The sequence below is a fragment of the Pseudomonas sp. FP2309 genome, from assembly GCF_030687575.1.
Lineage (GTDB): Bacteria > Pseudomonadota > Gammaproteobacteria > Pseudomonadales > Pseudomonadaceae > Aquipseudomonas.
Map to the genome: position 1 here is coordinate 3571478 of NZ_CP117439.1, position 14316 is coordinate 3585793.

The window sequence follows — 14316 nt, forward strand, 5'->3', positions numbered from 1 at the left end:
GTCCCTGTTCATTGCCAGCCAAACTTACGGATGTAGTAGCCCTTCACCGCCTGGGTCAGCGCCATGTACGCCAGCAGAATCACCGGCAAAAACACAAAATACAGCGACGGCAACGCCTGCAATTTGAAGTAGTGCGCCAGTGGCCCCATCGGCAGAAAAACCCCCACGGCCATGATCACGCCCGTCATCACCATCAACGGCATCGCGGCACGACTTTGCAGGAACGGGATTTTCGGCGTGCGGATCATGTGCACAATCAGCGTCTGGGTCAGCAGCCCCACCACGAACCAGCCCGATTGGAACAGCGTCTGGTGGTCCGGCGTGTTGGCGTCGAATACGTACCACATGAGCGCGAACGTGGTGATGTCAAAGATCGAACTGATCGGTCCGAAAAACAGCATGAAGCGTCCCACATCGCCCGGTTGCCAGCGCTGGGGTTTGGCCAGCATTTCTTCGTCGACGTTGTCGAACGGAATCGCAATCTGCGAAATGTCGTACAGCAGGTTTTGCACCAGCAAGTGCATCGGCAGCATCGGCAAAAACGGGATAAACGCACTGGCCACCAACACCGAGAACACGTTGCCGAAGTTGGAACTGGCCGTCATCTTGATGTACTTGAGCATGTTGGCGAAGGTGCGCCGACCTTCCAGCACGCCCTCCTCTAAAATCATCAGGCTTTTTTCCAACAGGATGATGTCGGCCGCCTCCTTGGCGATGTCCACCGCGCTGTCCACCGAAATACCGATATCCGCCGTGCGCAGCGCCGGCGCGTCGTTGATGCCGTCGCCCATAAAGCCCACCACATGCCCATTGGCCTTGAGCAGGCGCACGATGCGTTCTTTGTGGCTCGGCGTCAGTTTGGCGAACACGTTGGTGGTTTCCACGGCCTTGGCCAGCTCGGCGTCGGTCATGTCCTCGATGTCGTTGCCCATGAGCAGGCCTTGTTGTTCCAGGCCCACTTCGCGGCAGATTTTGGCGGTGACCAGCTCGTTGTCGCCCGTCAGCACTTTGACCGCCACACCGTGGGCCTTGAGGGCTTTGAGCGCCGGCGCGGTGCTTTCCTTGGGCGGATCGAGAAAGGCCACGTAGCCGATCAACGTCAGGTTGTTTTCGTCCGCCAGGCTGTAGGTATCCCGCCCGGGCGCCATCGGTTGCGCCGCTACGGCGACCACGCGCAGGCCTTCTTCGTTGAACGCGGCAGTGACCTGGCGGATGCGCGCCAGCAGGTCGTCGGTCAAGGCTTCGTTGGTATCGCCATGGCGCACGTTGTTGCACACCGAGAGGATCTCCTCCACCGCGCCCTTGCAAATCAACAGGTGCGGCTGGCCGCGCTCGGCCACGACGACCGACATGCGCCGACGGTTGAAGTCAAACGGGATCTCGTCGATTTTCTGGAACGCCGTGCCGACCTTCAGCTCGCGATGCACCTCCACATGTTCCAGCACGGCCACGTCCAACAGGTTTTTCAGGCCGGTCTGGTAGTAGCTGTTGAGGTAGGCCATTTCCAATACGTCGTCGGACTCTTGACCCCACACGTCCACATGCCGTGCCAGAAAAATCCTGTCCTGGGTCAGGGTGCCGGTCTTGTCGGTGCACAGCACGTCCATGGCGCCGAAGTTCTGGATCGCGTCCAGGCGCTTGACAATGACTTTCTTGCGCGACAAAAACACCGCGCCCTTGGCCAGCGTCGAGGTGACGATCATCGGCAGCATTTCCGGGGTCAGGCCCACGGCAATCGACAGCGCGAACAGCAACGCCTCGGTCCAGTCGCCCTTGGTGAACCCATTGATGAACAGCACCAGCGGCGCCATCACAAACATGAAACGGATCAGCAACCAGCTGACTTTGTTCACGCCCTGCTGGAACGACGTGGTGGCGCGGTCAGTGGCGGTCACGCGCTGGGCCAGTGCCCCGAAATAGGTGCTGTTACCGGTGGTCAGGATCACCGCCGTCGCCGCGCCAGACACCACGTTGGTGCCCATGAACAGGATGTTTTCCAAGTCCAGCGGGTTACGGGTGCTGGCGTCCTGCTGCTGGGCAAACTTCTCCACCGGCATTGATTCGCCAGTCATCGCCGCCTGGCTGACAAACAGGTCCTTGGCACTGATCACGCGGCAATCGGCGGGGATCATGTCGCCGGCCGACAGCACGATCACGTCGCCCGGCACCAGTTGTTTGATCGGCAGCTCAAGGCGCTTGGCCGCATCGCGGCGCAGCACCGTAGCGGTGTTGCTGACCATGGCTTTCAACGCATCGGCAGCCTTGTTCGACTTGGACTCCTGCCAGAAACGCAGCAGTGTGGAGAGCACCACCATCGAGAAAATCACCGTGGCGGCCTTCATGTCTTCGGTCAGCCAGGAGATCACCGCCAGCAAGGTCAGCAGCAGGTTGAAGGGGTTTTTGTAGCAGTGCCACAGGTGCACCCACCACGGCAGCGGCTGCTCGTGCTCGACTTCATTGAGGCCGTATTGCACCCGGAGGGCATCGGCCTCCTGGGTAGTGAGGCCTTCGACGTGGCTGCCCAACGTGCCGAGCAATTGCACGCTGCTGCTGTTGGCCGCCACCACCAGGGTTTGCGCCAGCGTTGGCGGTACTTCGCGGCTGACGCTGGCGTCGGTCACGGTCTCGAGCATGGCCAGGCGACGGAAATGCCGGGCGATGTGCCGGGTCCGCAGGAAGCCGGCAAAGAACTCTTTCAACAGAGTCAGGTTCATGGTGTTACTCCTGCGCGAGGAAAGACCGTCGTGCAGGTACCGCCCGGCCGCACCGCACCTGTCAGACAGGCACAGCCGGCTTGGCCCGCCCACCCAAAAGGCAGGCGCGTCCGTAGCATCCCGAGGTGACCCGGGTGCCGATCAGCGTCGATGAGAGAGGATCGAAACAGAGCCAGGACTGGCCGCTGTCTTGATGCCGCTTCTCGCGTTTAGTGGCGAGACAACGGCATCGGAAAAATGCGCGTTATCTTGCCAAGTCTGTGCCGGTTACCGAAACCGGCCGACGACTGTCACTTGAACAAGTACCCACTGAGGGTCTCCGCTATTGATGAAAACGCGCGAAGCTTACGCCGCGGTTTCTGGAGAGTAAACCCTAGGAAAGTTCTCCCACGCTGAATAAGAAAGTTCTTCAGGATGGGTTCAGGAAAGACATTTTGTGATCGTCATTCGACGCAACAGCCGAAACGGCTGTCATACCCACCTTTTCAGCTTTCCCGGCTGAGCCGACCCCGAGTTTCAGCCGGGATTCACCCGTTGCAACGCACAAAATAGCACCACAGTTCACCCCCCATGGATTCGTGCCCCCGTGCAAACCATCCACACTGTCTTGACGATTCGCCTGCCATTGCGGGTGCCAGTGGTGGTGAACATCGACCCCCTCGAACGCATCGGCGGCGCCAATGCCCGCTGCATGCTGGCGCACGTGCATCTGCCCGCCCGCCCCTCATTTTAATAAGGAGTCTTGCCATGACCCGCTATATCGACGTCAACGACCTCAGCTATCTGGTTTCGCAAAAAGGTCTGCAAACCTGCATCACCGAGATGGCCGAGTACATCCGCGCCGACTACCTGCGCTGGCAGGATTTCGAAAAGTGCGCACGCCTGGCCAACCATTCAGCGGACGGTGTGATCGAGTTGATGCCGGTGTCCGATGCCTCGCTGTACGCCTTCAAATACGTCAATGGCCACCCGAAAAACACCCAGGCCGGCATGCTCACGGTGATGGCCTTTGGCGCCCTGGGCGATGTGGACACTGGCAAGCCGGTGCTGCTGGCGGAAATGACCCTGACCACCGCCATCCGCACCGCAGCCACCTCGGCGCTGGTGGCGCGCTACCTGGCGCGCGACAACAGCCGCAGCATGGCGCTGATCGGCAACGGTTCCCAGAGCGAGTTCCAGGCCCTGGCCTTCCACGCGATGCTGGGTATCACTGAGATCCGCCTGTTCGATATCGACGCCAAGGCCACCGCCAAGCTGGCGGCCAACCTCAGGGCCTTCCCGGCCATCAAGGTGATTCTGGCCGACAGCGTGGCCGAAGCGGTCAAGGGCGCGGATATTGTCACCACCGTGACCGCCGACAAGGCCTACGCCACCATCCTCACGGACGAGATGATCGAACCGGGCATGCACCTCAACGCCGTGGGCGGCGACTGCCCCGGCAAGACCGAGCTGGATCGACGGATCGTCGAGCGCGCCCGGGTGATTGTCGAGTACGAACCGCAAAGCCGCATTGAAGGTGAGATCCAGCACATGCCGGAAGACTCGCCAGTGACCGAACTGTGGCAAGTGATCAACGGCCAACAGCCCGGCCGTGAGAACGCGCACCAGATCACCCTGTTCGACTCGGTGGGTTTTGCCATCGAAGACTACTCGGGTCTGCGCTATGTACTGGACGTGGCCAAGGCCCTGGATATCGGCAGCGAACTGGAGTTGGTTCCGGACCTGGCCGATCCGAAGGACCTGTTCGCGCGCCTGGCCCAACAACCGCGCGCGCAGCAGAAAAAGCGCGCCTGAGACCGCTCTGGCCTGCCGGTTTACGCACTGGACGGGCCAGATTCTCGCGAGCCAAAGCCGATTCACTGGGTGGGACAGCCGATTCCGCTGCACTGGACCCGGCACTTGTAGGAGAAGTCCTCAAAGCCATACAGACGTTGGCCGAGGAAGGCCGTACCATGCTGATGGTCACCCACGAAATGGGCTTTGCCCGCCAGATGTACAGCCAGGTGCTGTTGCTGCATCAGGGCCGGGTCGAAGAAGGAGGCGGTATCCTCGACCACCCCAACAGCGAGCGATTGCAGCAATTTCTTTCCAACCGATTGAAGTGAAACCCATGGACACCAAGGCCAACGCCCCCCATACCTCCCCCGCACTGGACCGCATCGACGAGGCGATCATCGAAGTGCTGCGCCATCAAGGACGCATCACCTACGAAAAGCTCTCGTCGCTGGTGCACCTCACCCCAAGGCCCTGCCTGGAACGGGTGCGCAAGCTGGAACGACGTGGGGTCATCCGTGGGTACGGCGCGATCATCGATCTGCAGATGGTGTCGCCAGGCCTCTCGCTGCTGGTGCTGGTGGCTTTGTCCAACCAAAGCGGGCGCTCGGCGCAAAAGGCCTTTGAGGCCTGCATCAAAGCCTGCCCGCAGGTGTTCGAATGCCAACTGATCAGTGGGCCGTTCGACTACAGCCTGCGCATGCGCTGCCGGGACATGGAGCACTACCGGGTGCTGACCGAAACCTGGTTGAACAACGACGAGTTGCACATCGATAAGTTGGTGGCGCATCCGGAGTTGGCGGTGGTCAAAAACACCGCCGCTGCGTTGGGCTGAGCCTTACGAATGCCCATGTTCAATCGGGGGCGTTGATTTTTCGGCGACCCCATTGACCAGCACCGGGTGCACAATTCGCTTTCCTTGCCTTTCCCCTATCCGCCTGGCCTGCCCGTCCTTCTGCTTGCCCGTACGCGCCTCGCTGATCAACCCCGGTATCAACTTGCCCTCCGGCAGGTTTTTCCAGAACCGGCTCGGCAAGTGGCCTTCCATCACCTTAGGGTTCAGCCGTGCCGGATTGAAGATGTGGCTGTAGTAGGTCAGCCACATGGCACTGTGCGGGTCTTCAATATTCTGCGCCAACTGGCGCCAGGCTTCAGGACACTCGCGCTGATGGATCAGTTGCTCACCGTCGTAATACACCCCGTCCAATGGCGTGGCGATCATCCAGCGATGACGCCCCATGCGCCCGACAAAATGCTGGCTGGCTGATTTGAGGATGTCGTGGGCCGGCTCGTGCCACGCCACATACTCTGGCAACTCAGGCCCCGCCTCGGCGGGTAACGCAATAAACCGCACAAATGCATGCAAATGATGGGCTTCACGGCTGACCTGTTTGATGCGGCGCTGCAACTCGCTGCCCAGCTTGTCTCCCGCAAGCATTGCCGTGCGGTCGCCATGGCTGACCCGCCACAATACTTCATACAACAGGCTCCACCGTTGGTCGCCGTGGAAACAGGCGGCCGACTCCAGCAATTGGAGCAGGGCCTTGGGAATGCGCGCCTGGAAAGGGCCCTGCCCTGGCGGGATCGGCTGATCGGTGGCAAACAGGTCCGCCACCTCAGCCTCGCCCCAGCTCACCTGGCTGGGGTCGATCTGGTGGCTGAGCAACCAGCGCGCCTGTTCGCGCCAGGTATCGAACACGTTGTCGCACTCCAGACTGATCATCCCCACAACCCCATCTGCTGCGGCTGCGGGCGGTCGCGTAACTGCTCGCGCAGCAACACGCTCGTACTTTCGGCCTGCTGTGGGTGGTAATCGCTGGTGATAAAAAACGGCTTGGCCTTGGCCAGCACGCAACGCATGCGCGCCAGGTCTTCAAAGCGGATCTTGCGTTCGCGGCGCAGGTCGACCAGACGCTGGGTGGTGCGCAGGCCGATACCCGGAATGCGCGCGATCAGCGTGGGCTCTGCGCGGTTCAGGTCCAACGGGAACACCTCGCGATGTTCCAGGGCCCAGGCCAGCTTGGGGTCGATATCCAGGGCAAGGTGACCGGGCCCCTGAAACAGTTCGCCCGCGCTGAAGCCATAGCTGCGCAACAGAAAGTCGGCCTGGTACAAACGGTGCTCGCGCATCAATGGCGGCGCGGCCAGGGGCACGCTTTTCGGGCTGTTGGGAATGGGGCTGAACGCCGAGTAATACACGCGGCGCAGCTTGAAGTTGCCGTACAGGGACTCGGCCCCGTGAAGGATGGTGCTGTCGTCGGTGTCATCGGCACCGACGATCATCTGGGTACTCTGCCCGGCCGGCGCGAAACGCGGTGCACGGGGTTCGTTGAATACAGTCTGTTCACCCGTGTAGATGGTCTGCATGGCCTGTTTGATCGAGCCGATCTGCTTCTCCGGCGCCAGGGTTTGCAGGCTGGCATCGGTGGGCAGCTCGATGTTCACACTCAAGCGATCGGCATACCGCCCGGCCTCGGCGATGAGGGCCGGGTCGGCTTCGGGAATGGTCTTGAGGTGGATGTAGCCGCGAAAGTCGTGTTCTTCACGCAACAGTTTGGCCACCCGCACGAGCTGCTCCATGGTGTAGTCGGCCGAACGGATGATGCCTGAGCTGAGGAACAGCCCGCTGACGCAATTGCGTCGGTAGAAATCCAGGGTCAGCGTCACCACTTCCTCCGGAGTGAAGCGTGCACGGGGCACGTCGCTGGAGCGGCGGTTGACGCAGTATTGGCAGTCGTAGAGACAGAAGTTGGTGAGCAACACCTTAAGCAGTGATACGCAGCGCCCGTCTGGCGTGTAGCTGTGGCAGATGCCCATGCCGTCGGTAGAGCCCAGCCCCGCTTTGCCCTCGGAGCTGCGTTTGGGCGCGCCACTGCTGGCGCAGGAGGCGTCGTACTTGGCGGCGTCGGCGAGGATGCTGAGTTTTTCGATCAATTGCATGGAGGGCTGCCAATACTGGTTTTTTGTACAGTATCAGTCAGCCCTCTGCGTCACAAGTGCACCCTGTCAGCTGGCGGTGGCCAGCAGCAGGTCGCGAACCGAATGAGCCGAGCCCCGGTGACGATGGTTTTCGTACAGCGACGCGGCAATTTCATCGGCGCGAATCGGCAAAATCGACAACAACGTGTCGCTCAAGCCATGACTGGCCTGACTGAAACCCTGGATATAGATGCCCGCCTTGCAGCGTTCGTCGGTGACGATGCGGTAGTCACGGGCCACTTCGAAGTCGCCCATGTAGGCTTCCAGCGGCGCCAGCAGTTCGCGGTGCATCTGGCGCTCGTAGCCGGTGGCGAGCACGACGGCATCGTAGTGATTGACGCTGACGGCGCCGGTGGCATTGTTGCGCAGCGTCAGTGCCACGCCCAGCGGGCCGGCCTCGGCCCTCTCGACCACGGTCATGGTGCTGAACGCATGGCGGGCGATACCGGAGACTTTCTGACGGTAGAAAATCCCGTAAATACGCTCGATCAGGTCCAGGTCGACCACCGAATAGTTGGTGTTCTGGTACTCGGCCACCAACCGCTCGCGCTCAGCGCCCACCTGCTGGAACACCAGGTCGGTAAAGGCCGGCGAGAACACTTCATTGACGAATGGGCTGTCATCCGCCGGTTTAAGCGCCGAACCGCGCAGGATCATGTCGACCTGCACCGACGGGTAGCTGTCATTGAGGTCGATAAAGGCTTCGGCCGCACTCTGGCCACCGCCGATGATGGCGATGCGCATCGCCTTGCCGTCCACACACGGCTGCTGCGCCATGCGGGCCAGGTACTGGGAGTGGTGGAACACGCGGCTATCGTCCTTGAGCGCCTTGAACGCGTCCGGTACCCGTGGCGTGCCGCCGGCGCTGACCACCACCGAACGTGTGGTGCGCACATGCTGTTCGCCCAGCGCATCGCGGGAGATCACGCGCAGCGCCTCGACCTGCTGCTGGTGCAGGATCGGTTCGATCGCCAGCACTTCCTCGCCATACCGGCCCTGGCTCTGGAACTGCGCCGCCACCCAGCGCAGGTAGTCGTTGTACTCCATGCGGCACGGGTAAAAGGTGCCCAGGTTAATGAAATCAACCAGGCGGTCATGGGCCTTCAGGTAATTGACGAAGGAGTAAGGGCTGGTGGGGTTGCGCAGGGTCACCAGATCCTTGAGGAACGAAATCTGCAGCTCGCTCTGGGTGACCAGGGTATTGCCGTGCCAGCGGTAGTCGGCCTGCTTGTCGAGAAACAGCGCATCCAGTTTGCCTTGGGTTTTCTCTCGTTCCTGCAGGGCGATGGCCAGCGCCAGGTTCGATGGGCCGAAACCGATACCGATAAGGTCGTGAACCGCGGGCGAAGCAATTGCCTGTGTCATTCCAGTGTCCTCTGGATAAGCCCCTTGGCGATGGGGCAGAAATACCTTCAAGACCTGCACAACAGGTCATGTGTTGATAGGAAACGAGGACAATGAAATAAAATTTAACCGATCAGCATCAGTGAGCGTCCCACTCGCGCATTCGCACCCGGCAATGCTTCATGGCGTTGACGATGTGTTTTTCCACCAGGGCCCGGGAAATGTTCAGGCGCCCGGCGATTTGCAGGTGCGTCAGGCCTTCCAGCTTGCGTAGCTTGAAGCTGTCGCGACAGGCCGCCGGCAACTCCGCCAGGGCGCGCTCAAGCAGCGCCAGTCGTTGGCTCTGGTCATGGCTGGCGTGGGGCGTGCTTTGGGAGAAACGCTCTTCGCTGTCGAGGGCTTCCAGGGGCTCATGCTGGCGCAGAGCATTGCGCCGATGGCCGTCGATCACCAGGTTCAGCGCCGTACGGTATAAAAACGCGCGAGGCTGCTCGATGGGTGCCGCGCTGGAGCGCTCCAGCACCCGGACGTAAGCGTCATGCACCACATCTTCGGCCACCTGACGGTTGCCCAGCTTGGCGTTGAGAAAACACACCAGCTCGCGATAGTAGCTATCCAACATGACTCCCGACCGCCGTAGAGGGCGGTATCCGTTCCTTGAGTGCCTGAAAATGTCAGCCAAATGCATAATGGCAGTTTGGGTGCGTGCAATTTATAGTAATTCTCACTTACTTTTAAAGAAGTCTTGCGCCAACCGTCGATTTTTTTACTCCTAAGAGCTATTACACGGCGTGTAACAGCCTAAATTGACGAGCATTTCTCTCGTTTAACTGTCAGCTCTGCGCAACTGCGCTCCGAACTTTCCTGGCTGGAACCTAAGCATGAAACGCCCTCGACCTGCCCGACGCGCCCTGCTAGTTGTTGCGTGCCTGATCCCCCTGCTCGCCCTGGCCGCCTGGCAGGTGCTGCCGCCGGGCCGCGACACGCTCACCACCGTAACGGTCACCCGCGCCGATATCGAAAGCAGCGTGACCGCTCTGGGCACTCTGCAACCACGGCGTTATGTCGACGTGGGCGCCCAGGCATCGGGGCAAATTCGCAAGATCCATGTCGAAGCCGGGGACCAGGTCCAGGAAGGTCAGTTACTGGTGGAAATCGACCCCTCGACGCAAAAAGCCAAACTCGACGCCAGTCGCTATGCCATCGAAAACCTCAAGGCTCAATTGCAGGAACAGAAGGCCCTGCACGCGCTGGCGCGCCAGAAATACCAGCGCCAGCAGCGCCTCGTCGCCGGCAACGCCACCCGTGAAGAGGATGTGCAAACCGCCAAGGCCGAACTCAGTGCCACCCAGGCCCGCGTCGACATGTTCCAGGCCCAGATACTCCAGGCCCAGGCCAGCCTGCGCAGCGATGAAGCCGAACTGGGCTACACGCGCATCTATGCGCCGATGAGCGGCACCGTGGTCGCGGTGGACGCGCGAGTCGGCCAGACCCTCAACGCCCAACAGCAGACGCCGCTGATCCTGCGCATCGCCAAGTTGTCGCCGATGACCGTATGGGCTGAGGTCTCAGAGGCCGACATCGGTCACGTCAAACCCGGCATGACCGCCTACTTCACCACCCTCAGCGGCGGCAACCGGCGCTGGTCCAGCACCGTGCGACAGATCCTGCCGATACCGCCCAAGCCATTGAACGAAACCCAGGGCAGCGGCAGCCCCAACAGCTCCGGCAAAAGCGGTACCGGCCGCGTGGTGCTCTACACCGTGTTGCTGGATGTGGACAACGGCGACAACGCCTTGATGGCCGAAATGACCACCCAGGTGTTTTTTGTCGCCGGCCAAGCCAAGGACACCCTGACCGCGCCGGTTGCCGCCCTGACCGGCACCAGCAGCGCCGACCGGCAGATCGCCCGCGTGGTGCTGGAGAACGGCCGCATCGAAGAACGCGAAGTACGCCTTGGCATCAGTGATCGTCTGCGGGTGCAGGTGCTCAGCGGTTTGAGTGAAGGCGATCACCTGCTGATCGGCCCGGCCACCGGCACCGGGGGTTGAGTTGACCACGCCTCTGATCGAACTCAAGAACATCCGCAAATCCTACGGCGGCGGTGACAGCCCCCAGGTCGACGTGTTGCGTGGCATCGACCTGTCGATCCATGCCGGGGAGTTTGTCGCCATTGTCGGCGCGTCCGGCTCCGGTAAGTCCACGCTGATGAACATCCTCGGCTGTCTCGACCGCCCAAGCGTCGGCGACTACCTGTTCGCCGGCGAAAACGTCGCCCACCTGGACAGTGACGCACTGGCCTGGCTGCGCCGCGAAGCCTTTGGCTTCGTGTTCCAGGGCTACCACCTGATCCCCTCGGGTTCGGCCCTGGAAAACGTCGAGATGCCGGCGATCTATGCCGGTGTCAGCGCCGCCGAGCGCCATGCCCGCGCCCACGCCCTGCTCAGCCGCCTGGGCCTGGCAGAGCGCACCGGCAACCGTCCGCACCAGTTGTCCGGCGGGCAGCAGCAACGCGTATCGATTGCCCGTGCGCTGATGAATGGCGGCCACATCATCCTCGCCGACGAACCCACCGGTGCCCTCGACAGCCACAGCGGCGCCGAGGTGATGACCCTGCTGGACGAACTGGCCAGCCAGGGCCACGTGGTGATCCTGATCACCCACGACCGCGAAGTGGCGGCGCGGGCCAACCGCGTTATCGAAATTCGCGACGGCCTGATCATCAGCGATTCCGCCGACGCCGACAGCGGCGCGCCAACCGTCAACAGCGGCGCACTGCAAGCCGTGGACCTGCGCCAACGGCTGGCCGACGGTGCCGAGCACAACGGCGCCTGGAAAGCCGAACTGATGGACGCGGTGCAAGCGGCCTGGCGCGTGATGTGGATCAACCGTTTCCGCACCGCGCTGACCCTGCTGGGGATCATCATCGGCGTGGCCTCGGTGGTGGTGATGCTGGCGGTGGGTGAAGGCAGCAAGCGCCAGGTCATGGCGCAGATGGGCGCCTTCGGCTCCAACATCCTCTACCTCGGCGGCTCAGCGCCCAACCCGCGCACGCCGCCGGGGGTGGTCACACTCAATGATGTCGCGGCGCTGGCAGCCTTGCCCCAGGTCAAGCGCATCATGCCGGTCAACGGCAGCGAGGCCGGGGTGCGTTTCGGCAATGTCGATTACGTGGCCTATGTGGGCGGCAACGACACCAACTTTCCGGACATTTTCAACTGGCCGGTGGTCGAGGGCAGCTACTTCACGGCAGCCGACGAGCGCGCGGGCGCCACGGTGGCAGTGATCGGCCATCGTGTGCGCGACAAATTGTTCAAAGGCCTGGTGGACCCCATCGGCCAATACATCCTGATCGAGAACGTGCCATTCCAGGTGATCGGCGTGCTCGCGGAAAAAGGCGCCGCCTCCGGCGACAAGGACAGCGACGACCGTATCGCCATCCCCTACACCGCCGCCAGCGTGCGCCTATTCGGCAGTTACGACCCCGAATATGTGGTGATCGCCGCCGCCGATGCGCGCAAGGTCCACGAGGCCGAATTGGCCATCGACCAGTTGATGCAACGCCTGCACAACGGCAAACGCGACTACGAGCTGACCAACAACGCCGCGATGATCCAGGCCGAGGCGCACACCCAGAACACCCTGTCGCTGATGCTCGGCTCGATTGCCGCCATCTCGTTGCTGGTGGGCGGGATCGGCGTGATGAACATCATGCTGATGACCGTGCGTGAACGGACCCGCGAAATCGGCATCCGCATGGCCACCGGGGCCCGGCAGCGCGACATCCTGCGCCAGTTCCTCACCGAAGCGGTGATGCTCTCGGTGGTCGGCGGCCTGTGCGGTATCGCGCTGGCCCTGCTGGTGGGGGGTGTGTTGGTACTGGCCAAAGTGGCTGTGCAGTTTTCCCTGGTGGCGGTGCTCGGCGCATTTGGTTGCGCGTTGGTCACCGGCGTCGTATTCGGCTTTATGCCGGCCCGTAAAGCTGCCCGGCTCGATCCGGTTAAGGCATTGACCAGTGAATAAACGATGCATCCCTGCGCACCTGTCCCTCATCAGCCTGTGCCTGCTGCTCAACGCCTGCGCCGGCGACCCGCCCGTCGTCGACAGCGGCGTCGCGCCGCCGACCGCCTGGCAATTCGCCGAGCGCGACGCGGCCCAGGCCAGCAACAGCCAGTGGTGGACGCAGTTTGGCAGCCCGCAACTGAACCGTCTGATCGACCAGGCCAGACGTGACAGTTTCGACGTCGCCGCCGCCATGGCCAGAGTGCGCCAGGCACAGGCCACGGCAGTGATCGCCGGCGCGCCGTTGTTGCCCGAAGTAAAGTTCAACCTCACCGCCAGCCGCCAGAAGCTGCTGCGCGGCGAAGGTGGACCGAACCTGGACGTGTCGAAAAGTGATGACACCGAGGACGGCTTTGGCGCCAACTTTGCCGCCAGTTACGAAGTGGACTTCTGGGGCGGTCGCGCCGCCGCGCGCGACAGCGCCCTGCACAGCCTGCGAGCCAGCGCGTTCGACCAAGCCACCGTGGAGCTGACCCTGCTGAGCAACGTGGCCGACCGCTACGCACAAACCCTGGCCGCGCACCAACGCCAACAGATCGCCGAGCTGAACCTGGCCAATGCGCGCAACGTGCTCGACCTGGTGCAAACCCGCTATGACGCCGGCGCAGCCACCGCGCTGGAACTGGCCCGGCAGAAAAGCCTGGTGGCCAGCCAGCAGCGCCAGTTGCCATTGATTGCACAGCTTGCCGAAGAATCACGGATAACCCTCGCCGCCCTCCTCGGCCAACCGGTGCAAGCCCTGGACCTGGCCGCCGAGCCCTTTGAGGCCCTGACCTGGCCGACCATCGGCAGCGGCATGCCCAGCCAATTGCTCAGCCGCCGGCCGGACCTTGCCAAGGCCGAAGCCGAACTGGCAGCGGCGCAGGCCAACGTCACCGTGGCGCGCGCGGCCATGCTGCCGGCGGTCACCCTCGGCGCCACCGTGGGCTCCGACGCTTACAAGGCGCTGGATATCCTGCGCAGCCCCTACTACACCCTGACGGCCGGGCTGGTGGGACCGATCTTCAACAATGGCCGTTTAAGCGCCGAACGCGACAAAGCCCGCGCGCGCCAGGATGAACTGCTGCAAAGCTACCGCGGCGCAATCATCAATGGGTTTGCCGATGTGGAAAAAGCCCTCAGCAGCGTTACGCGCCTGGACCAGCAGCGCCACTGGCAGACAAAAGAACTGCAACAGGCTCAGACCGCCTTCCGGATCGCCGAAAGCCGCTATCAGGCGGGCGCCGAGGACCTGCTCAGCGTCCTGGAAACCCAGCGCACGTTGTACGCCGCCCAGGACCTGAACGTGCAGTTGCGCTTGTCACGCCTGCAGGCCAGCATCACGTTGTACAAAGCATTGGGCGGCGGCTGGCAAAGCGATATCCGATAAACGAAACTCAAATTTCCTACAGCGTCCGTCTTTTAACCCTACATTCTTCAGCCCCAGGTCCTTGGTAAAAAGCCG

At 62.2% G+C, this 14316-nt stretch carries 10 protein-coding genes and 2 pseudogenes; 7 read left to right on the forward strand and 5 right to left on the reverse strand.

What is annotated here, in order from left to right; genetic code table 11:
* Nucleotides 1–8 precede the first annotated feature (8 nt).
* Nucleotides 9–2714 (reverse strand): magnesium-translocating P-type ATPase, encoded by a 2706-nt coding sequence (gene mgtA, locus PSH59_RS16265; RefSeq protein ID WP_305393191.1) that lies wholly within the window; start codon nt 2712–2714, stop codon nt 9–11.
* A 634-nt stretch (nt 2715–3348) separates the two neighbouring features.
* On the opposite strand from mgtA, the pseudogene PSH59_RS16270 reads away from it, so the two are divergent.
* The 4 genes and pseudogenes from PSH59_RS16270 to PSH59_RS16285 form a co-directional block, all read left to right on the forward strand.
* A pseudogene (locus PSH59_RS16270) lies at nt 3349–3447 on the forward strand (amidinotransferase); the annotation flags it as partial.
* Nucleotides 3448–3461: 14 nt separating this feature from the next.
* Complete coding sequence (locus PSH59_RS16275) at nt 3462–4508, forward strand: ornithine cyclodeaminase (RefSeq protein WP_305393192.1); 1047 nt, start codon at nt 3462–3464, stop codon at nt 4506–4508.
* 86 nt (nt 4509–4594) lie between these two features.
* A pseudogene (locus PSH59_RS16280) lies at nt 4595–4819 on the forward strand (histidine/lysine/arginine/ornithine ABC transporter ATP-binding protein); the annotation flags it as partial.
* A 5-nt stretch (nt 4820–4824) separates the two neighbouring features.
* A complete protein-coding gene (locus tag PSH59_RS16285) occupies nt 4825–5322 on the forward strand; it encodes an Lrp/AsnC family transcriptional regulator (RefSeq protein WP_248079718.1) in 498 nt (165 codons plus the stop codon).
* 3 nt (nt 5323–5325) lie between these two features.
* Here PSH59_RS16285 and PSH59_RS16290 read toward each other — a convergent pair whose 3' ends face one another.
* The 4 genes from PSH59_RS16290 to PSH59_RS16305 all read right to left on the reverse strand — a co-directional run bounded on the left by PSH59_RS16290 (nt 5326) and on the right by PSH59_RS16305 (nt 9432).
* Nucleotides 5326–6210 (reverse strand): TIGR03915 family putative DNA repair protein, encoded by an 885-nt coding sequence (locus PSH59_RS16290; protein ID WP_305393193.1) that lies wholly within the window; start codon nt 6208–6210, stop codon nt 5326–5328.
* Nucleotides 6207–7427 (reverse strand): putative DNA modification/repair radical SAM protein, encoded by a 1221-nt coding sequence (locus tag PSH59_RS16295; RefSeq protein WP_305393194.1) that lies wholly within the window; start codon nt 7425–7427, stop codon nt 6207–6209. The genes PSH59_RS16290 and PSH59_RS16295 overlap by 4 nt, the downstream gene beginning before the upstream one ends.
* 66 nt (nt 7428–7493) lie before the next feature.
* A complete protein-coding gene (locus PSH59_RS16300) occupies nt 7494–8831 on the reverse strand; it encodes a lysine N(6)-hydroxylase/L-ornithine N(5)-oxygenase family protein (protein WP_248079725.1) in 1338 nt (445 codons plus the stop codon).
* A 118-nt stretch (nt 8832–8949) separates the two neighbouring features.
* Nucleotides 8950–9432 (reverse strand): sigma-70 family RNA polymerase sigma factor, encoded by a 483-nt coding sequence (locus PSH59_RS16305; protein WP_305393195.1) that lies wholly within the window; start codon nt 9430–9432, stop codon nt 8950–8952.
* 259 nt (nt 9433–9691) lie between these two features.
* Here PSH59_RS16305 and PSH59_RS16310 point away from each other — a divergent pair, with 259 nt between their 5' ends.
* Genes PSH59_RS16310 through PSH59_RS16320 form a run of 3 tightly spaced genes read left to right on the forward strand, consistent with a single transcriptional unit; the run spans nt 9692 to nt 14241 of the window.
* A complete protein-coding gene (locus PSH59_RS16310; RefSeq protein WP_248079727.1) occupies nt 9692–10861 on the forward strand; it encodes an efflux RND transporter periplasmic adaptor subunit in 1170 nt (389 codons plus the stop codon).
* Between the two features lies 1 nt (nt 10862).
* Nucleotides 10863–12833 carry a MacB family efflux pump subunit gene (locus PSH59_RS16315; RefSeq protein WP_305393196.1) on the forward strand — a complete coding sequence of 657 codons (1971 nt, stop codon included), beginning with the start codon at nt 10863–10865 and terminating at the stop codon, nt 12831–12833.
* On the forward strand, nt 12826–14241 hold the full coding sequence (locus PSH59_RS16320; RefSeq protein ID WP_370694383.1) for an efflux transporter outer membrane subunit: 1416 nt from the start codon (nt 12826–12828) through the stop codon (nt 14239–14241). The genes PSH59_RS16315 and PSH59_RS16320 overlap by 8 nt, the downstream gene beginning before the upstream one ends.
* The last annotated feature ends 75 nt before the right edge of the window (nt 14242–14316 follow it).

Bases quoted from the DNA above. Each gene is read 5' to 3' on its own strand.
- PSH59_RS16285 (WP_248079718.1), top strand. From the start codon at position 4,825: ATGGACACCAAGGCCAACGCCCCCCATACCTCCCCCGCACTGGACCGC.
- PSH59_RS16290 (WP_305393193.1), bottom strand. From the start codon at position 6,210: ATGATCAGTCTGGAGTGCGACAACGTGTTCGATACCTGGCGCGAACAG.
- PSH59_RS16275 (WP_305393192.1), top strand. From the start codon at position 3,462: ATGACCCGCTATATCGACGTCAACGACCTCAGCTATCTGGTTTCGCAA.
- PSH59_RS16300 (WP_248079725.1), bottom strand. From the start codon at position 8,831: ATGACACAGGCAATTGCTTCGCCCGCGGTTCACGACCTTATCGGTATC.
- PSH59_RS16295 (WP_305393194.1), bottom strand. From the start codon at position 7,427: ATGCAATTGATCGAAAAACTCAGCATCCTCGCCGACGCCGCCAAGTAC.
- mgtA (WP_305393191.1), bottom strand. From the start codon at position 2,714: ATGAACCTGACTCTGTTGAAAGAGTTCTTTGCCGGCTTCCTGCGGACC.
- PSH59_RS16310 (WP_248079727.1), top strand. From the start codon at position 9,692: ATGAAACGCCCTCGACCTGCCCGACGCGCCCTGCTAGTTGTTGCGTGC.
- PSH59_RS16305 (WP_305393195.1), bottom strand. From the start codon at position 9,432: ATGTTGGATAGCTACTATCGCGAGCTGGTGTGTTTTCTCAACGCCAAG.